Below are 19,061 nucleotides of genomic sequence, written 5' to 3' on the forward strand. Positions count from 1 at the left end.
AAAAGGAAAGAAAAAAACCAAAATGAAAATTACTACTATATAAATTAGTAACGCACTAGGTAGGTAGTTATTCCGGGGGTATCGTTTTTTCCAGGCGCCTCCCTATTGATTTATATACTATGACTGCATAAAGGAGAAAATACGCCGAATCCTGCCGATTTTGATTTTTACCCACGAAAAATCATCATTAAAAAATGGTCAAAATTGATCGGCGGAAGGTGATTTTGGAATCGAAACACCTATTTGCGAGTGGAAGCGGGGACCTTTAGGTCCCTCAGCTGAGCAAGTTCGAACGAAGTGAGAACTTACGACCAAATCTTTGATTTGCGAAAAATGATCGAAAATTGATCACGGGAAAGGAGTCTCAAAAACGATATCGGAACAGCCGATCCAATTCGGGATGGAGTTTGTTAGGTGTGGATGCATGAGAAAAACCAACCGCGAACCGCAAATCAGAGATTTGCTCTCCGCTTCGGGCTATCTCATACATCCGCACCCAGCCAACTCCATCCCAACCCAGATATTCCAGTGATCGAACGTGACCACGTGAGAATTCAGGCAGCTCATCTCACAATACACGAAATCAAAGGACATGCCCATAAAAAAAGATTCCCCCTTCCCCCCCCAAACTTAGGGAAGGGGAGGGCGGCAAGCTAAAACCAGAGAAAACGGTTTTTTACCTGCACCGCGAAGAAAATTTCACCTCAATCTGCTAGACAATTCGGGCAGGAGAGTCATCTTAGGCAGTACTCCTGTCCTCACTAACTAAATTCGATCTTAGAATATATATACCCCTGACCGCGCGGTGGCGGGTTGACGAACAAGCGAGGGTCGAAGACCCGAAGCGGAGAACAAACCGAATGTTTGTGAACAAGCGAGGGCTGTAAGCCCGAGTCGGAGAACAAACCAAAGGTTTGTGAACAAGTCGACGACCTCAGCCAAGCAAATCTCTGATTTGCGATGCGATAATGCCCCCGATTTTAGCGAAAACGATGTGGTCACTGAGTGAGGAGGGGGTTTTACGATGCAAAAAAATGAGATTTGCTCCGCTGAGCCACCCCCTTCATTTCCCCCTCCGGATCCCTATCACCTTCACCTTTGGATCTTCGCTGAAAAAGAACGGAATCGACATCTCCATCCTGCCATTCACAGTTGGCAATTCCCCCTCCTCTCCATCATTTTCCGAATCGTTCATCATCTTTCAACGCAAACTGGTTTATTACTCCATGGGATTGTTCGACACATTCAGAAAACAGGGCGGCGCTCCGTTAAAAAAAGCCGACTCCGCAATGTGGCTTGCCCAGGCCCAATCATACATCCGGCTCAAACGCTTCACCGACGCTCTTCACTGCCTTGACAAAGCGATCGCCTGCGATAAGGAAAACCCTCTCGCCTGGCATGAAAAAGGCCGCATCCTCGCTCTCGTAAACGAAGAAAAGGCCTCCATCTCCTGCTACGACCGGGCGATCGAACTCCGTCCCGGCTCGGCCGTCTACTATCACAACAAAGGAGACGCCCTCGCCTCCTTTGGCCGATATGCCGAAGCGGACGAATGCTTCAAAAAAGCCCTCTCCCTCTCACCCGATGACGTCGTCTTCCTCACCAGTCATGCACGCATGCTTTCCCAGGCAAAAAAATACCGGGAAGCCGAAGAGATCATGGCACGCGTCTGCGACCTCGAACCGCGGGGTCCCGAACACTGGTTCAACCGCGCCACCATGCTGTACGACTGCGGCAAAATGGAAGACGCCGTCTCCTGCTACAAAGCCGCCTTCACCATCGCCCCGGGCCATGCGGTAAGCTACTTCAACTGCGGAAACGCCCTCTCCTCCCTCAATAAATATGAAGAAGCCGTCTTCTACTATGACAAAGCATTGAAATATGAACGGTCCATGACCGGAGCCATGAACAACAAAGGCATGGCGCTCAGCATCCTTGGAAAACATGACGAGGCATACGACTGTTTCCGGCGGGTCCTCATCGCCCAGCCGAACAACCCGGACGCCTGGTACAACAAAGGATACGAGCAGCTGCTTCTTGGAAAATATGCGGACGCCGCCGAGTCTTTAGACAAAGCTCTCTCCTTTGCCGACGCAAACGACCGCGAACTTATCAAAAAATGCCGGGAGGCCAAGGAACAGGCCGCCCGGTCAGCATAAAAAACTCTTTTACGAACCTTCAAAGCGTGAATCGAACTTCGGGTTCAGCAGATGGATCTTCACGACCGACCCCTCCTTCACGATCACTTCCGGCCACAGACGGGTGCCTGAATGGATGGTCACGTCATTTTGCAGGATCGAACGCGCCCCGATCACGGTATTGTGCTCCACGGAACATTCATCCCCGATATTTGTCCCGACATCCACGATGCTTCCCGAGATCGTGGTCCCGGACCCCACCACCACGCCGTTATAGATCGACGAGGAAAATATCTTCGCATTGGTCTTGATCACACAGTTGTCTCCGATGCTTGTGTACGGGCCGACGATAACATTATCCCCGATCATCACCCCGTTTCCGACAAGAACCGGGCCGACGATCCGCGAACCGGCCCCAAGCGTGATCCCGTCGCCGAAGGTAACGGGTCCGGTGATGTGGGCATCTTTGATATTCAGTGTTCCCGACACGCTCGTCACGGTCTTTTCCTGCAGGATCCACTTCTCGGCGGCACGCAGCATCGCCGGGTTGCCGACATCCGTCCAGTTCCCGCGGGCAAGCCAGCCGTTGAGCTGATACCCCTTCTCCATAAGCAGCGGGAAGAGATCTTTGGCGAAGTCGAACTTGGTGTTTTCCGGAATGAACCCGAAGATCTCCGGGTCGCAGACATAGATGCCGGTGCTCGCAAGGTTCGAGAAGATCTCTCCCGGCGCCGGTTTTTCCCTGAACCGCCGGATCCGAAGGGATGCATCGATCTCGGCGATACCGAACTCGCGGGGATCCTCGATACTGATCAGACCTATCGAGGTGATCGCCGGAGAATTCATATGGTCCCGGTAGAACTCCAGAAGGTTGAGATCGGTCATATGGTCGCCGCCGACCACAAGGAACGGGGCGTCTTCCAGATACTTCTGGGCGTTTTTCACACTGCCGGCGGTCCCGAGTTTGATCTCTTCGGGAACATAGGTGATATTTGCCCCGTAGAGCGACCCGTCGCCGAGCGCTTTCTGGATGTCGTCGCCCATATACCCTATGGTCAAAACGATGTCAGTAAACCCGAGGTTGGCAAGATGCGTTACCAAATGCACGATAGAGGGTTTGTTGGCTATCGGGATGCAGGGTTTTGGACGCTCAAATGTTAACGGACGAAGACGGGTGCCCTCTCCGCCGCACATAATGCATGCTTTCATTCTGTCTATATTTGCTTTAGGGAGTTATGAGTATTGTGGGGTGAGGCGATCCGGAAAAACGGATCCGAGATCAGGAAATATGCAGAAAAAAAGTGAGAAGACTATATGCCGGGATCCTAGATCCCAAGGACCATCCGCAGCACGTCCCGAAGACCCGGGGCAAGACCCACAACGATCATTGCCAAAAGCACCAGATGCCAGATGCTCTCCATCCCCTCCTCTTTCCGGAATTTTTCCAGCACCCATATGGCAGGGATCAGTACAACGATCTTGAGAGCGAACATCACGTACGGCGTTCCCGTAAGCTCGATCAGCGTGCTTCCCAGAACATGCTGCTCGATGTATCCCTTGAATTCCAGAGCATAACTCGTCGCCGAAGCGTCCAGCATATGGCCGGCGATCAAAACCAGGTAGAGCGGTTCGTTGATATATTCAAAGCGGAACAGGTACCGGAGAACTGCCCAGAGAGCTATTGACGCCGCCGCCGCGATCAAAAAGACCCAGAGTCCGGCAAGGATATCCACCTCGGCCGCCCGTGCAAAACCGAACCAGATCAAAAATCCGGCAGTGATCAGCGATGAGATCACGCCGCCGAGCATAAACGGCGTCGTGTAGGAGACGACGATCTTGTTCTTCTGCAGCTGATACGAGATAACCAGCATTACAATGGCAAAGATCAGCGTCAGAATATACACCTGGGGAGTTACGAAAAGGATCCACCAGGGGCCGGGAACCATGCCCGTATCCTCGACGACACGAAGCAGACCGCCCAGGATTATGTAGGAAAGACCGGTAAGGATGAGCGGGGTGTCGATAGGAATATCGGCCTTTTTCAGACAGCGGTAAAGTATATACAGTCCTAAGAGCACTAATAGAGCATACAATATCGTCTGGAAGACCGTATATGTCGAGCCTTCCAGTTCGACTATCCATTTATATAATTCATTTAACATAGGGGACCACGATCATGAAAACTAAGAATAATAGGATACTCAAGGATAAAACCTTTGACAAATCCCGATGGATCCAGATGCCCAGGGATGTGATCGCCGGACATGATGCTCTGCTCCAGCTCCCGAACGTGATCACCGATCTCGGCATCACCGGTCCGCTTCTTCTTCTTTCAGGAAAAACGACCATGCAGACGACGGGTTCGGCGATCCTGCGTCTGCTGGAGGGCAGGCAGGTCGTCTCCGCCGTTGTCGGGGAGATCACCTATGAGGAGATCGCGAGGATCGAGGAACTGGCCCAGGCCGCCGGCATCGTTCTGATCATCGCGGCAGGCGGCGGCCGGGTCATCGACACGGCAAAGGTCGTCTCCTACAATCTCGACATCCAGTTCATCAGTGTCCCGACAGCCGCTTCTCACGACGGTATCGCCTCGTCCCGTGCCTCTGTCATGACGGAGGACGGAAGCGTGAGCGTGGCGGCTCACCCTCCCCTCGCGATCGTGGCCGATACCGGCATTCTTGCGGCCGCTCCCCGCCGGCTGATGGCCGCCGGATATGCCGATATGGTCGCCAACTATACCGCGGTCCTCGACTGGGATCTTTCGAAAGAAAAAACCGGGGAGCAGGTCAGCGAGTATGCGATGACGCTTTCGATGATCACGGCCGAACTGATGGTGGAGAATGCAGAGAACGTGAAAGCCTTCGATGAAAAAGCCGCATGGATCGTCATGAAGGCGCTGTTTGCATCCGGTGTCGCCATGAGTATTGCCGGAAGTTCCCGGCCGGCATCGGGCGGCGAACATAAGTTTGCCCACATGCTCGAACGGCTCGCTCCGGGAAAAGCCCTTCACGGGGAAGCCTGCGGGATAGGCACGATCATCAGCATGATCCTGCACAAAGGCGACTGGCAGAAGATCAGAAGATCGCTCAAAACGATCGGCGCTCCGGTAACGCCCAAAGAGCTGGATATCTCTGACGAGATCGTTATCGAAGCGATCCTTCGGGCAAAAGAGATCCGGCCGGAACGCTACACCATCTTTGATGAGGAGATCACCCGGGATCTGGCGGCCTCCCTGGTTGCCCGGTTATATGAGGAGTAAGCTATGGACAAGGAAGAAACAATAATAACCATCGTCGGCTCGGTCTATGCCCAGGAGGGGGCCGAGTTCGTCTATGCAGGAAAAGCGCCAGAGTGTGAATCATGCAAGATCGTCAAGGTCTGTCACAACGCAAAACTCAGGGAAGGAAAACGGTACCGTGTCGTTTCGGTCCGAAAAACCAAACATGACTGCGCCGTTCACGAAGGCGGAGCAAAGGCCGTAGAAGTTGAAGAGACGATCATCACTGCCGTGATCCCGACGAGTCAGGCGACCCGCAGGACCCGGATCACGTATACGCCGGTCTGTGATGATGTATTCTGTAAAGGGTATGCGTTCTGTCACCCGGACGGGCTGACGGAGAAGGGCAGATATGTGGTCCTTGAGGTCCTGGGTCCCTACTCGGAGTGTCCGAAGGGTGTGAAGAATCTGAAACTCGTCGAGATGCGTTCCGTTCCGACCTGAAGGTTCAAACGAGTCAGCTTCTCTGACGTTCCCGGATTTTTCTGCAGAGGTTTTCCGCGGTCTGTGCTATCCTGTCCTTTGGCAGCAGCGAATCGATCCAGGTCTGCGGCACTCCCCAGAGAATGCCGGCCAGTCCTCCGGCGATGCATGCGATCGTGTCCGTGTCTCCGCCGAGGACGCATGCACGGCACACCACGTCCGCATACGCCGATCCGTCCCTGAAACAGATAAATGCGCATCTGGTCGTCTCGACCGGGTCAAGCGAAGGCACCAGCTCACCGGTGAGGTAGACCGCCGGCACCTCCGCCAGGACCTCGGCTTTTGATTTTCCCGCTGTCAGTCCTGCCGCGGCTTTTGCCAATGCTGCACAGCAGTCAGCGGCGTCTTTGTCATAATGCGTGAAGCCCGAAACGATGCGGGCGGTCTGCTCCGGATCTTCCTCCATAACGAGTCCGACGGGTATGGTCCGCATAACACTGCCGTTGGTTCTGCTTCCGCGGGCCGTGTGGACGGCGCAGACAGCCTTTTCAGGATCACATCCCTGTTCCAGAAGCGAAGCCAGGGTCCGGGTCGTCTGCCCGAACGTCGACGCATCGTCCCGGAGCGTGAGGATGAGTTTTCGCAGAAATACCGACCGGTCGAACGCCCCCGTCTCGCAGTAGGTTTCCGCGAGAGCGAGCGTCATCAGCGTGTCGTCGGTGACCCCGCCTTTTTTCAGGCCGAACTGCCCTCCGCCCGCCATGCAGACCTCTCTGTTCTCATCCCGGCACGTTCCTTCATACGACGCTCCAAGAGCATCGCCCGCCGCACAGCCGAACAGTCCTCCGATGATCCTTGCCCTCAGCTCATTCATTCCTGTGATCAGCTGTACTGTTCTCACATATAAGGCTGTCTGATGATGTTCTTTGCAAAACACTCTCGCGCAAAAAATCCGGGAACATCTGCGGGGCATTTTTCAAATCTGCGTTCAATGAGGGATTTTATTCCGCCGCAACTCCCGAAAAAACCGTCGTGAAACGAACTCTGATATAAATATGACGAGTAACCTATATGTGCCGATATGATAGACAAGATTAAGGAAGATTTTTTTATAAGAGGTGTTAGAAAATAATGCAGAAAGAAGAGTTACTCCATTTGCACATGCTGATGGTCCAGGTCAAGAAGTATTATGAATCAGTATCCGGAAACAATGTTCAGACCGCTGAATACGACGCACTGCAGATATCGCCGATTCACATTCATAAAAATAAGAATCTGCACCGCGTCGCTCTTCTCACTCTGGGAAATGAGATCGTTTCAGATATGAACGCAACTCAGGCCGCCCAGACTCCCTTTACTCAGGAACCAAGCCAGAGTATCGTAGCAGAACACTGATCTTATCACAGATGGACGAGCACGCCGTTTATCGTGAGATCATCTCACGCATTTTTTCCGACCCGGAGCCGGATATCCAGCATATCAAACTCTCGATCTGCCGCAGGTATGCTCTTGACGTGATGCCGAAGAACTCGGCGATCCTTGGAGCTGCCAAGCCTGAAGAGTATGAGGCTCTCCGCCGGGTTCTTATGGTAAAACCGACCCGGACCCTTTCCGGCGTCGCTCCGGTCGCGGTTATGACATCTCCCTGTGCATGCCCGCACGGGAAATGTCTGCCGTGCCCGGGCGGTCCGGATCATGTGTTTCAGTCTCCGCAGAGTTATACGGGAGAGGAGCCGGCGGCTCTGCGTGCACGCCAGAACGAGTATGATCCGTACCGGCAGGTGACCGCACGTCTGGGTCAGTTCAAACGTCTGGGTCATCATGTCGATAAAGCCGAGCTGATCGTCATGGGCGGGACGATGACCGCCCGCGATGATGCGTATCAGGTATGGTTCGTTTCGGAGTGCCTTCGGGCGATGAACGAGTTCTCCGGAAATAAGTCCGCTGCCGGATCGGTGGATGAGCTGATGCTCGAGAATGAAAAAGCCGATGTCCGCTGTATTGCGACGACTTTTGAGACCCGGCCTGACTGGTGTCGAAAGGAGCATATCAATAAGATGCTCGATCTCGGGGTGACCAAGGTCGAGCTCGGGTTCCAGCACACCGAGGATGAACTTCTGCTGCAAAACAAACGCGGCCATACGGTCGGGGATAGTGTTCGTGCAAACACCCTCCTCCGGGATGCCGGCATCAAAGTGGGGTTCCATGTCATGCCGAATCTGTACGGAAGCACAATTCCGCGTGACCGCGAGATGTTCGATGCGCTTTTTACCGACCCGCGGTTCTGCCCGGATTTCCTGAAGATCTATCCGACGCTGGTTACACCCGGCGCAGAGCTTGAAGAGCTCTGGAAGCGGGGCGAGTACGTCACGTATGATGAGGATGAACTTGTCGATCTGCTCGCCTATGCAAAAAGCCGGCTGCCCGAGTATGTCAGGCTCCAGCGTGTCCAGCGGGATATCCCGGCAAAACTCATCGTCTCCGGATCGATCCACGGACACATCCGTCAGATGGCGGCGGCCAGACTGAAAGAACAGGGGGGGAGCTGCCGGTGTATCCGGTGCCGCGAGATCGGCCGCCGGCCAAGCAGCGCGGTCGTGGAGGAGAAGAGCCAGGTCTATTCCTGCTGCGGCGGGACAGAGCATTTCCTGTCGACGGTCGCCGGCGAGTCGCTGATCGGATTTGTCCGTCTGCGGTTTCCGGGTACGGTGTTCAGGCCGGAACTCGAGGGAGCCGCTCTGGTGCGTGAACTCCACGTCTATGGAGAAATCGTCCCGCTTGGCGAATCAGGCTCGGGAGACAAGCGCCAGCACCGGTCGTATGGCCAGCAGCTTTTGAAGCGTGCCGAAGAAACCGCGCGTGAAGCCGGGTATTCGAAGGTCGCCGTAATGAGCGGTGTCGGGGTCAGACCTTACTATCATAGACAGGGATATCAGCGTACAGGTCCATATATGATTAAGAATCTATGAAACCTGCCACGCTCGAATTTCTCAGGCAACGTTTTTCTGCCTACTACAACGGGGCCATTCCGGGAGCGGGGGCAGGGTATGTTCCCGAGTCCCTTACCGAACGTGAGTGGGGGTTTCTTTTCTTCACCGAAAATCCGCGGTCAGGCATGCGGCGGCACATCTCGTTCACGTCTCAGGAGGAGCTGAACGCGTATCTGAAGAACATGGTTCCGGCCCATGTGTATTACTCGACCGCATATTATACGCATCCGGGGGCCGCCCAGATGGCGGACAAAGAGTGGCTCGGGGCCGATGTGATCTTCGATTTAGATGCAGATCACATCGTCCGTGCGCCGTACGATGTCATGCTTGCCCGGGTAAAAGAGGAGCTTTTCAAACTGATCGATATGCTGACTGGCGAACTCGGGTTTGCAAAGCGGGATCTCCGCATCAACTTTTCCGGAGGACGCGGATATCATGTCCATCTCCCGCTTCTTTGCGTCCGCGGGTGGAGCACGGCGGAGCGCCGGGAACTGGTGAATTACGTCTCCGGAACCGGTCTTTCATTCGACAGCATGCTGGCCTCATCACAGAAGTCCGGCTGGCCGGTCCGGTATCACTACGCGCTGGCAGATGAACTTTCCCGGATCGCGGTTCTGCCTCCGGAGGATGCACTCGCATATCTTTCCGGACTTTCCGGGATCACGGAAAAGTTTGCCGCGGGTTTTTTGAAAAATATCGCGGCCGCCCAGACGCTTCTCGACAACGATCCAAAAAAGCTTCTTGAAAACAAGGTGGTGCGGGCAATCGCCAATGCAGAAAACGCCCCCTTCCAGGCAGGGGTCCTATCAAGGGCCGCGCAGGCAGACGAACCGGTAACGACGGACGTCAAACGCCTCATTCGTCATCCTGGCTCTCTTCACGGGGGCTCGGGTATGCGCGTGGTCCCGATCCCGGCTGATCAGCTGGATGGGTTCGATCCGTTGATCGACGCGGTCGTTTTTGGGGAGCGCAGCGTCTCCGTTGACTGCGCGTTCAATATGTCCATGCCGATCCTTGGAAATACCTACGCGCTGACCGCCGGCCGCAACACCGTGCCCGAGGCACTTGGAGTATTCCTCTGCTGCCGGGGCATCGCCGAGTATTCAGGGGGGCTGTAGATGGGAAGGATCACCACCTCCGATCTGCACGGGTATCTGATCGATGAACGAAATCTGGGTTCTCTTGCCGAGATCCCGGCTACCCTGTATGAAGAGGTCCATGCGGATATTCTTGCCCTGTATAAACAGGCCGCTTCGCACGACGACCCGTTCGGCGAAGGCGCGCAGAGTGTTTTGAAGGAGCGCGAAAGTCTGCGCGAATACATTCGCGATCTGTACGGGGTCCGGACCCGGAAAATCCTCGCTCTTGCCCTCGCTCGTGCAAACGGCGAAGAAATCAACCGGGAAGAGATCCGGATGATGGTCCCGGGCGAGCGTATGCTTTTCGATGTTGTGTATGAATCCGCCTCCTCCTGCAGAAAGACTCTTTTAGATGGGAAACCAACATTAGAGACCACTGCATACCATTTCGTTCCCGCAGAGGTTTCAGCCGAACAAGCTCCGGTCCCGCTGACGCCTGTGAACGAGAGCCCGGATAAGCAGTGCGCAGATGAAGTGAACGTAACGTCCGCCGATGCCCCTGCTCCCGAGTCATACCGCGTGATCGCGGTATATGAAAATCTTCCAGAATTTCAGGATTATAGCGGACGAATTTACGCTCTTTCGCCAGGAGATGTCGTATCGCTGCCACCCCAGATGGCAGATGTTCTGTGTAAAGACAACAAAGCCTTAAGTATCAGGCTTCGCAAATAAGTATGGTATTTGGTATTCCCGTTTCAAAGGGGTAAATATTCATGAAGAAACCAGTAAAATTTAACACCTACTGCCCATACTGCCGGAAACACACCGAGCACGAGGTTGAGAGGGTAAAGAAAGGCAAGACGACCGGTCTCCACTGGATTGACCGTCAGAAAGCACGCCGCAGCAAAGTTGGCAACCGTGGTAAATTCGGTAAAGTTCCGGGAGGAGACAAACCGACCAAGAAGATCAACATGCGCTACCGGTGCAAGATCTGCGGTAAAGCCCACTTAAGAGAAGGGTACCGTGCAGGTAAATTCGAACTTACGGAGTAAGTAATATGGTAAAAGCATCCCGAGAAACCCGGAGCAAGTTCCTGAAGGTAAAATGTCCGGACTGTGAAAACGAACAGCTCGTATTCGAGAAAGCAACCTCCGTTGTTGAATGTACCGTCTGCGGACGCGTCCTTGCAGAGCCGACCGGCGGCAAGGCTGTTATCAAAGCAGATGTCGTAGCAACATTTGAATAAATCTGGAAAATTATCTGATGAGTGAAAGAGATTGGCCAATAGATGGAGAACTTGTCGTCTGTAGTGTTACAGAGGTCAAGGACTTTGCGGCATTTGTAAACCTGGATGAATATGAAGGACGGCAGGGGCTGATCCCTATTGCAGAGATCGCCCGCGGCTGGATCAAACACATACGGGATTACATCCGTGAAGGACAGAAAGTTGTCTGTAAAGTTCTTCACGTGGATGAACGCCGCGGCCACATCGATCTTTCCCTGAAAGATGTCAACGAACACCAGCGCCGGGAAAAGATCCAGGACTGGAAGAATGAGCAGAAGGCACATAAGTGGATCCAGTTTGCTTCGACCGAGTCGAACGTCGAGATCAAGACGTTCGAAGAGGCGATGTATGCTGAGTTTGGTTCGCTTTATGCGGCGTTCGAGGCCATTGCTTTATACGGTGACGCTACTCTCGCTAAATTCTCCCTTCCCGCAGAGGGGGCCCTTGCTCTCGCAAAAGTCGCCGCGGAAAATGTGAAAGTTCCAAAAGTCACCGTGAGTGCAATCCTTGAGCTTACCTCCACCAAACCCGACGGTGTCAACATCATCCGCCGTGCACTCAGAAGCGCTGAACCGAAAGTGGACGGCGCCGAGATCGAACTTCTCTATCTCGGAGCCCCGCACTACCGGGTAAAAGTCGTCGCTCCTGACTACAAAACTGCAGAAAAAGCACTGGTCAAAGCATCCGAAGCAGCGATCGGTGTGATGGAACGCGCTGAAGGTTCCGGCAAACTCATCCGGAAACAGAAGTAATATCTGGTGTTTTTATGACGGGTCATATTCGTAGATGCCCTGAATGCAACACCTACACTCTTTTTACGATCTGCCAAAAATGCGGATCTTCTACGGTTTCTGCCCATCCGGCAAGATATTCACCAGAGGATCCCTATGGTAAATATCGAAGGATGGTTAAGGCATGGAACAGGTAAACGTCAGATGGTATGTTGAGGATGTGGCAGCGCATTCCGCTCAGGTAGTGATCGCAGGGCTGCCCGGTGTCGGACATGTCGGCAAACTTGTTGTCGACCATCTTGTTCACGTCCTTTCAGCGGTGAAGGTTGCCGAGATCACCTCCACCCTTTTTCCTCCGCAGATGTATCTCTCGGAAGACGCGGTCCTTCGGATGCCGAGAAACGAGGTGTTTTTTGCACCGGGGTCCGCGAGTTCTCCTGGGATCCTTCTCCTGGCAGGTGACTGTCAGAGCACGACGCCCGAGGGACATTACATTCTGGGAAATGCGTATATACGCGTCTTCGAACTGCTCGGCGTCAAACGGATATACACGCTCGGCGGCTACGGGGTCGGCAGAATGGTGGAGACCCCGCAGATTCTTGCGGCGCTTTCCTCTGCGTCGTTAAAGGACGAGGTCCTCTCAGCAGGAGCTGTTTTGAATAAAGAAGAGCCGGTCGGCGGGATCATCGGGGCCGCGGGTCTTCTGATCACGCTTGGCCGTCTTGCCGGCATGGAGGGAGTCGCTCTCCTCGGCGAGACGTCCGGGTATCTGGTGGATCCGGTCAGTTCGACTGCCGTTTTGGATGTGCTGGAAAAACTCACCGGCATCACGGCGGACCGGACCGAGCTTGCCGAGCTCGCATCCCAGATGATGACCGAGGTCTCGGCGCTTGCCTCCACGATCCAGAGAAACAATGCAGACGACCTGAGTTATATTGGATAATCGCTATGCAGTGCAACGCGGATCTCCACCTCCACTCCTGTTTTTCGATGGCGACCTCGCCTGAGATGCTTCCGGACAAGATCCTTGCCGGCTGCCGGACAAAGGGCATCCGGGTCGTCGGGACCGGTGATGCTCTTCACCCGGTCTGGCGGGAGATGTGGGTGCCTTTTCTGGAGAACGATCATGGTATCACGGTCGTTCCCCAGACCGAAGTTGAAGACTCCTCCCGCGTCCATCACCTGATCCTGATGGAGACGTTCGATCAGTTTGCCGAACTTCAGCAGAGGTTCGCCTCCGCCTGCGGTCATCTGATGACGGCAGGCCGCCCTCATCTTCACCTGACGGGAGAAGAGATCGCCCGCGAGGTACATGATCTTGGCGGACTGATCGGTCCGGCCCATGCGTTCACCCCGTGGACGTCTCTCTTTGCCGCTTTTGACCGGCCTTCCGACTGTTACGGCGAAGAGTCTATCGAGTTCTGCGAGCTGGGACTTTCAGCTGATTCTTCCTACGGTGCAGGCATCGAAGAGTTTGCAGGCGTTCCATTTTTATCGAACTCGGATGCCCACAGTGCGGCGCCGGAGAAACTCGGCCGCGAGTTCACTCGGATGGATCTGGCATCCCTTTCGGTGCGGGGGATCCTTGAAGCGGTGAAAAAAGGTTCGATCGTGCTGAACGCCGGATTTTTCCCCGAGGAGGGAAAATACAACAGGACGGCCTGCACGCGGTGTTATTCCCAGTTCTCCCTTGCCGAAGCGGAACATTTTCACTGGAAATGTCCGCATGACAAAGGCAGGATAAAACTCGGCGTGAAGGAACGTGCGGAACAACTTTCGTCGATACCGCCGACGGATCGTCCGCCTTATCTGAAGATGATCCCGCTTGGGGAGGTCATCGCCCGCGTACTGGGAGTCTCCTCGCCAAACACCAAAAAAGCGCGGGCACTGTATTCTGCGTTCATCGAGGCGTTCGATAACGAGATCAGCATTCTCCTTGAAATACCGTATGCAGAGCTCGCGGAAGTTTCAGCTCCGGCCGCCCGTGCGGTCATCTCGATGCGGGAAGGCCGCCTCACCCTTATTCCGGGCGGCGGCGGAAAATACGGTTCGTTCACGCTCTGACGGGAAATGCATCCGGCAGGTTATGCGAGAAACGCACATCGTGACTCGTCCATGATCTGGACATCGTCAAGTGACCACAGACGCATGTTCCGCGAGGTCTTTTCGATACCGAGTTCGGTGTTCGAGTCGATCTCGATAAGATAGGCCTCCAGCTCCTGGACACGCATCCTGTTTGCCGCGACCGCCCGGTGATGTCCGTCGATCAGGATGTATTTGTCTCCTCTGTGCACGACGATAAGCGGCTCGGCAAGCCCTTTTTTGATCTCATACGCTCTCCCGTCCAGTTCATCCATATACACTTTGGACTGGGTGGGGATCAGATTTTTAACAGACACCATTCCGCGTGAGAGCAGCGGGTCCAGTCCGTAGAGGGTCTTGAGCGTGGTCATGTAATCGAACACTTTCTCGGGCGTCACCCGTTCGATCTGGGATCGGATCACATCTGCATTCGTAATGATACCGACAAACTTTCCTGTCGGATCAACCACCGGAAGTTTCTGGACGCAGAATCTGAACATTTTCCGTGCGACATCGGTCATTCCTTCATCCGGGTGGGTCTTCAGGATCACCGGCTGCATAAGGGGTGCGATACTGTCGGTCGCTTTTGCATCAATGATATCTCTTGCCGCGATCAGACCAACGACTTTTCCATTGGAAAGGACGGGAAACCCGTCGTGTGTCGTTGTCCGGATAAGTCCGATGACATCCTTCACGGTCTTTCCGGCGTCAAGACTGATCACATTGGTCGTCATGTACTCTTTTACGAGCTTCTTCTCGGTCGGGATAAGTTTCGGGTGTGTGGGGCGCACTACCGATCTTTCCGGATTATCATCGATTTTTATGTCGCTGATCCGGAATATTTTCATGGAGTGTGCGGTTTTTTCCAGGCCAAGTTCAATATCGGCATCCAGATAGACAACATATGCATCCAGTTCGGTTATGCCGAGCCGTTCTGCAGCAACTGCCCGGTGGTGGCCGTCCACCAGGATGGTCCTGGCTCCGGATTTCACCACGATCACCGGTTCGGCGAGATGTTTCCGGAGTTCATAGGTCCTTCCTTCAAGTTCATCCTGATGGACCGAACTCTGTGTCGGCTGAATAGCTTTGACCCGGACCGGTTCGCGTTTGAGGTGGGTCTCCACTCCGTATAATGAGTGAAGCGCCCGCATAAAATTGAATACCTTCTCGGGGGTCACCCGTTCGATCTGGGACCGGATCACGTCCATATTGGATATGATGCCCAGAAGCTCATTCTCGGGGCCGACAACGGGCAGTTTCTGGATCCCGGTCCGAAATATCCGCCGCGCAACCTCGGTTATCGTCACATCGGGCCGTGCGGTTATTGGGTGGCGAGTCATCCGCAGCTCGACTTTTGTTGAAGGGAGTTCGCCGATGATGTCCCGTGCGGAGATGTATCCGACCACTTTTCCAAGTCTGAGGACTGGAAAACCGTCATGCGTTGTTGTGTGGATCTGGCGGATCACATCACCTACCGTTCCGGATGCATCGATGCTTACAACATCATGCGTCATGTAGTCGCGGACCTGTTTTTTCTCCATCGCTTAAACCTAGTATTTGCGATTCAAGAACATCAATCTTGTTAAAAATAAGGATTTGCGGGGGATGATCCCGGGCCGGCGCCAGGCCGGGTCACTCGATATCGATCGGGACGCCGGTGTCCTGGGCAGTTTTTTGGAGAGTGATCTCCATGATGCCGTTTTTGAACGAGGCTTTTGCTCCTTCTGCACTGACCTCGGCGGGCAGACGGATGACCCTCTCGCCGGCGCCGGCTCTCCTCTCACGTAAATGATAGATGCCGGAAGCATCCGTTTGCGAGACTTCCCGGTCATACTTCGTTTTGATCAGCAGTGAGGATTCATTCAGAAGTTTTACCGAGACGTCCTCTTTTTCGATCCCCGGGAGATCACAGGTGATAATGATCTCGCCTGGTGTTTCGCAAAGATCCACATGGAAGTCGCCGGTGATCCGCGGTACGGCATTTTTTGCGATGGTCTTTAAGCTCTCGGAGCGCGATGCAAGATTTTCGGCACGTCCTTCCATTTCGGAAAAAAACGTGTCGAGTTCGGAACCGAGTGTTCCAAAGCTGAACGGGCAGAATCTGATTGGCATATTGTACCTCCTTTACAGCATCATCGAATGATGTTTACATTAAGTAAGTCATGATTGTATATATAGTTGACTGTAAGCAGAATACGCATCGGAAGAGAAGGTGTTTATGATATCACATCCCCATATTACTCACAAATGGCAGTACAGACGAAGTCCAAATCTGAGGAGAAAGGTCCGAAGAAGAATATAAACTGGACGCAGGTAGGCGTGATCGGCTTTTGTGTCCTGATAGTGATTATGTGCATCGTATCATTCAGCGGGTTGCCCAACGCTATTGGCAATCTCATCAATGGGAACGGTGCAGCAGGTACCGGCGCAGTAGTGTCCGGCAATCCCGTATATGTCAATTACACGATGAACATCGGCGGATCTGCCGTTTTCGAGAACGCAATGGGATTCTTTGCCGGTTCGGAGGTCAACCAGTCTCTGTACGTATCCGTTGACGGATATGAATATCCGTTTGTCGTATATCCAACAGAGTTCAACCAGATCTCATCCGGCGTTATCGGTCTTGTGCCGGGAGAAAGCAGGACCGTTGCCGGTTCCGGCTCTGATCTCGCTTACCAGATGACTAAGGAAGAAACCGAGACCGCCGGCCTGGTTTTCGCTGATACGAACGTTGATGACAGGGTATTCATTACCGTCGATTATCTCAATGAAAATGAGGAAGCCGCAAAAGCATACCGCATATGTGTTGTAACCGAGAAAACCGCGGACAATCTGACTCTGCAGTACGGCTCGGACACAATAGATATCAAAATGGTTGGTTATTTAACAACCAGCTAATATTTTTTACTTTTTTAAATCTTCCAGTTCGGCACGGATCTTTTCCAGCTCAAGGATCTGCTCTCTGTGGTAAGCGAGGATCATATCGCTGATGAGTCCGATCATAAAAGTCAGAATGCCGGTCACGATCAGAAGCATCGTCAGGATCGTCAGCGGAAGATGTTCGATCCCCTTGAACCACTCAAAAAGAACATAGATGCCGGTGAAAAACCCGGCGAGACCGAGAATAACTCCAAGAACACTGAAATGGAACAGGGGGTTGTTCATTTTTCCGTAACGGTTGATCGCTCTGATGATCTTGTATCCGTCACGAAAGGGATTGAGTTTTGTGGGGGATCCGGGGCGTTTTTTGTAATATGTCGGGACGACTTCAAATCTGAGATTATGGTGAACGACTGCGGAGCTGATCTCCGTTTCGATCTCAAATCCGGTCTGGGAGAGATTCATTTTTTGAATCGAATCTCTGGTGAACCCACGGTATCCTGAGAGGATGTCTGTCATATAGACGCCGTGCGCCCATTTGAAATATTTATTCATTATTATATTACCCAGACGGTTCAAACGGGTGAGGGCTCCGTGATCAAAGCTCCCCAGCCGGTCGCCGATCACATGGTCTGCCCGCCCTGATACGAGCGGTTCGATCATCGAGTCGGCGAATTCTGGGGGGTTGGTCCCGTCCCCGTCCATCATCAGAATGTAGGGTTCGGTGATCTGCCTGAATGCTTCGATCATCGCAGCCCCTTTCCCTTTGCCGGTCTGGGTAAGGACTTTCGCTCCAAGTTCTGCGGCGATCACCGGCGTACCGTCCGTGGAATGTCCGTCGACCACCAGGATTTTGGTATAGCCGAGACTCTGCAGTTCACGGATGAGCGGTCCGATGGTCGTTTTCTCATTGAGTGTCGGGATCAACACGCAGACATCGTCTTTATTCATCATCGATTATTTATTTTTCAGCTGCCAGAGCATTCTTCCCTGTATGCCGAAGTATTTGGAGTAGCCTATCGCGTCACGCTGGTCGATGGTCGTCGAGTCGAAGGATACCATGTCCATAGAGTAGATGGCATTTGGCGATGATCTTCCCATAATGTGCATTCCTCCTTTGTACAGCTGGATGTCTACTGTTCCGGTGACGCGTTTCTGCGTTTCGTCGATGAATGCATTCAGGTCATGGTACAGGGGTTCGTGGATCAGTCCCATGTAGGCAAGTTCCGCCCACTGGTCATCGACGATGTGTTTGAACTTCAGTTCGGCTCTGGACAGGACCAGTTTTTCGAGATCTTTGTGGGCCGCGATAAGGACGGTGGCTGCCGGATGTTCGTAGTTTTCTCTGGCTTTCAGGCCAAGAACACGGTCCTCGACCATGTCGTTTCTTCCGACACTGTGATTTCCGGCAAGTTTGTTCAGCGCGACGATCAGTTCGACGCCGGCCATTTTTTTGCCGTTTAAGGATACCGGCACACCGTTTTCAAATCCGATGGTGACGATCTCCGGCTCGTTTGGCGCATCCTTCAATGCTTTCGTCCAGTGGTAGATCTCCTCGGGCGGGTGGTAGTCGGGCTCTTCGAGGCGGCCGCCTTCGATGCTGCGGGACCAGATGTTTTCATCAACACTCCACGGGGTGGATTTTTTTACCGGGATGGGGATGTTGTGCTGCTCGGCATAATCGATCTCCCATTCACGGGTCATGTTGTGTTCACGCATCGGAGCGACGATGTCAAATCCGTGCATGCGGAAGATGTAGTCGAACCGAAGTTGGTCATTTCCTTTTCCCGTGCATCCGTGACCGATCGCGGCTGCATTTTCCTGTTTTGCGATCTTTACGATCTCTTCTGCGATGATCGGGCGGGCGAGGGACGTGCCCATCGGATAGCCTTCGTAGAGTGCGTTCGCCTTGATTGCCGGGAACACATGGTTTTTGACAAATGCGTCCTTCAGGTCAAGGGTGAAATGTTTGTCTGCGATGAGGTTTCCTTTGTCGGTCGCCATTTTTACTTCGCTTTCGGGCTGGCCGACATCTGCCGCGACCGTGATCACACGGTCGTATCCGTACATGTTCTTTAAAATCGGAACACAAATCGAGGTGTCAAGACCTCCGGAAAAGGCGAGGACAACAGTGCCTTTCCCTGTTTTCTCAGTTGTATCTGTCATGCGGATCTCC

General features: G+C 53.5%; 21 protein-coding genes. 14 read left to right on the plus strand and 7 right to left on the minus strand.

Features of this window, described 5'->3' with window-relative positions; genetic code table 11:
- Positions 1 to 1,034 precede the first annotated feature (1,034 nt).
- On the plus strand, positions 1,035 to 2,159 hold the full coding sequence (locus EYA77_RS06520; protein ID WP_209315029.1) for a tetratricopeptide repeat protein: 1,125 nt from the start codon (positions 1,035 to 1,037) through the stop codon (positions 2,157 to 2,159).
- Between the two features lie 9 nt (positions 2,160 to 2,168).
- Here EYA77_RS06520 and EYA77_RS06525 read toward each other — a convergent pair whose 3' ends face one another.
- Both EYA77_RS06525 and EYA77_RS06530 read right to left on the minus strand, forming a co-directional pair.
- Positions 2,169 to 3,347, minus strand: a complete 1,179-nt coding sequence (locus EYA77_RS06525) for an NDP-sugar synthase (RefSeq protein ID WP_042698335.1) — start codon at positions 3,345 to 3,347, stop codon at positions 2,169 to 2,171.
- 116 nt (positions 3,348 to 3,463) lie between these two features.
- On the minus strand, positions 3,464 to 4,300 hold the full coding sequence (locus tag EYA77_RS06530; protein WP_042698332.1) for a DUF63 family protein: 837 nt from the start codon (positions 4,298 to 4,300) through the stop codon (positions 3,464 to 3,466).
- A 14-nt stretch (positions 4,301 to 4,314) separates the two neighbouring features.
- On the opposite strand from EYA77_RS06530, the gene EYA77_RS06535 reads away from it, so the two are divergent.
- Together EYA77_RS06535 and EYA77_RS06540 are read left to right on the plus strand one after the other, a co-directional pair.
- The gene (locus EYA77_RS06535) at positions 4,315 to 5,397 is read left to right on the plus strand and encodes an NAD(P)-dependent glycerol-1-phosphate dehydrogenase (RefSeq protein ID WP_167816269.1); all 1,083 of its coding nucleotides are present in this window, start codon (positions 4,315 to 4,317) and stop codon (positions 5,395 to 5,397) included.
- Between the two features lie 3 nt (positions 5,398 to 5,400).
- Positions 5,401 to 5,859, plus strand: coding sequence for a UPF0179 family protein (locus tag EYA77_RS06540; protein ID WP_042698326.1), 459 nt, complete (start codon positions 5,401 to 5,403; stop codon positions 5,857 to 5,859).
- A 13-nt stretch (positions 5,860 to 5,872) separates the two neighbouring features.
- On the opposite strand, the gene EYA77_RS06545 is transcribed toward EYA77_RS06540, so the two are convergent.
- Positions 5,873 to 6,739: an ADP-ribosylglycohydrolase family protein gene (locus EYA77_RS06545; protein WP_209315030.1), complete on the minus strand. Its 867-nt coding sequence runs from the start codon at positions 6,737 to 6,739 to the stop codon at positions 5,873 to 5,875.
- A gap of 230 nt (positions 6,740 to 6,969) precedes the next feature.
- On the opposite strand from EYA77_RS06545, the gene EYA77_RS06550 reads away from it, so the two are divergent.
- The 10 genes from EYA77_RS06550 to EYA77_RS06595 are packed head-to-tail and all read left to right on the plus strand — an operon-like array spanning position 6,970 to position 13,987.
- The gene (locus EYA77_RS06550) at positions 6,970 to 7,233 is read left to right on the plus strand and encodes a UPF0058 family protein (RefSeq protein ID WP_081406652.1); all 264 of its coding nucleotides are present in this window, start codon (positions 6,970 to 6,972) and stop codon (positions 7,231 to 7,233) included.
- An 11-nt stretch (positions 7,234 to 7,244) separates the two neighbouring features.
- A complete protein-coding gene (locus EYA77_RS06555) occupies positions 7,245 to 8,807 on the plus strand; it encodes a tRNA uridine(34) 5-carboxymethylaminomethyl modification radical SAM/GNAT enzyme Elp3 (protein ID WP_167816270.1) in 1,563 nt (520 codons plus the stop codon).
- Entirely contained in the window at positions 8,804 to 9,946 is a 1,143-nt protein-coding gene (locus tag EYA77_RS06560) for a DNA primase small subunit domain-containing protein (RefSeq protein ID WP_167816271.1), read from the plus strand. Before EYA77_RS06555 ends, EYA77_RS06560 begins: the two co-directional genes overlap by 4 nt.
- A complete protein-coding gene (locus tag EYA77_RS06565) occupies positions 9,947 to 10,639 on the plus strand; it encodes a hypothetical protein (RefSeq protein WP_042698312.1) in 693 nt (230 codons plus the stop codon). It abuts the gene before it with no gap.
- Between the two features lie 41 nt (positions 10,640 to 10,680).
- Positions 10,681 to 10,959 carry a 50S ribosomal protein L44e gene (locus tag EYA77_RS06570; RefSeq protein WP_042698309.1) on the plus strand — a complete coding sequence of 93 codons (279 nt, stop codon included), beginning with the start codon at positions 10,681 to 10,683 and terminating at the stop codon, positions 10,957 to 10,959.
- 5 nt (positions 10,960 to 10,964) lie between these two features.
- Positions 10,965 to 11,153: a 30S ribosomal protein S27e gene (locus tag EYA77_RS06575; protein ID WP_042698306.1), complete on the plus strand. Its 189-nt coding sequence runs from the start codon at positions 10,965 to 10,967 to the stop codon at positions 11,151 to 11,153.
- Between the two features lie 17 nt (positions 11,154 to 11,170).
- Positions 11,171 to 11,944, plus strand: a complete 774-nt coding sequence (locus tag EYA77_RS06580; RefSeq protein ID WP_042698303.1) for a translation initiation factor IF-2 subunit alpha — start codon at positions 11,171 to 11,173, stop codon at positions 11,942 to 11,944.
- A 14-nt stretch (positions 11,945 to 11,958) separates the two neighbouring features.
- Positions 11,959 to 12,120, plus strand: coding sequence for an RNA-protein complex protein Nop10 (locus EYA77_RS06585; RefSeq protein WP_081406651.1), 162 nt, complete (start codon positions 11,959 to 11,961; stop codon positions 12,118 to 12,120).
- The gene (locus EYA77_RS06590) at positions 12,108 to 12,866 is read left to right on the plus strand and encodes a proteasome assembly chaperone family protein (RefSeq protein ID WP_167816272.1); all 759 of its coding nucleotides are present in this window, start codon (positions 12,108 to 12,110) and stop codon (positions 12,864 to 12,866) included. The genes EYA77_RS06585 and EYA77_RS06590 overlap by 13 nt, the downstream gene beginning before the upstream one ends.
- 5 nt (positions 12,867 to 12,871) lie before the next feature.
- Complete coding sequence (locus EYA77_RS06595; protein WP_167816273.1) at positions 12,872 to 13,987, plus strand: endonuclease Q family protein; 1,116 nt, start codon at positions 12,872 to 12,874, stop codon at positions 13,985 to 13,987.
- Between the two features lie 20 nt (positions 13,988 to 14,007).
- Here the strand turns inward: EYA77_RS06595 and EYA77_RS09955 are convergent, their stop codons facing one another.
- Together EYA77_RS09955 and EYA77_RS06605 are read right to left on the minus strand one after the other, a co-directional pair.
- Positions 14,008 to 15,546 (minus strand): CBS domain-containing protein, encoded by a 1,539-nt coding sequence (locus EYA77_RS09955; protein ID WP_306463692.1) that lies wholly within the window; start codon positions 15,544 to 15,546, stop codon positions 14,008 to 14,010.
- Between the two features lie 91 nt (positions 15,547 to 15,637).
- On the minus strand, positions 15,638 to 16,117 hold the full coding sequence (locus EYA77_RS06605; protein ID WP_095641808.1) for an Hsp20/alpha crystallin family protein: 480 nt from the start codon (positions 16,115 to 16,117) through the stop codon (positions 15,638 to 15,640).
- A 135-nt stretch (positions 16,118 to 16,252) separates the two neighbouring features.
- On the opposite strand from EYA77_RS06605, the gene EYA77_RS06610 reads away from it, so the two are divergent.
- Positions 16,253 to 16,903 carry a hypothetical protein gene (locus tag EYA77_RS06610; protein WP_042698294.1) on the plus strand — a complete coding sequence of 217 codons (651 nt, stop codon included), beginning with the start codon at positions 16,253 to 16,255 and terminating at the stop codon, positions 16,901 to 16,903.
- Positions 16,904 to 16,909: 6 nt separating this feature from the next.
- Here the strand turns inward: EYA77_RS06610 and aglJ are convergent, their stop codons facing one another.
- Complete coding sequence (gene aglJ / locus EYA77_RS06615; protein WP_306463693.1) at positions 16,910 to 17,839, minus strand: S-layer glycoprotein N-glycosyltransferase AglJ; 930 nt, start codon at positions 17,837 to 17,839, stop codon at positions 16,910 to 16,912.
- Positions 17,840 to 17,842: 3 nt separating this feature from the next.
- Positions 17,843 to 19,051 (minus strand): argininosuccinate synthase, encoded by a 1,209-nt coding sequence (locus tag EYA77_RS06620; protein WP_167816274.1) that lies wholly within the window; start codon positions 19,049 to 19,051, stop codon positions 17,843 to 17,845.
- Between the last annotated feature and the right edge of the window lie 10 nt (positions 19,052 to 19,061).

The sequence above is a fragment of the Methanocorpusculum sp. GPch4 genome, from assembly GCF_012062385.1.
Lineage (GTDB): Archaea > Halobacteriota > Methanomicrobia > Methanomicrobiales > Methanocorpusculaceae > Methanocorpusculum > Methanocorpusculum parvum.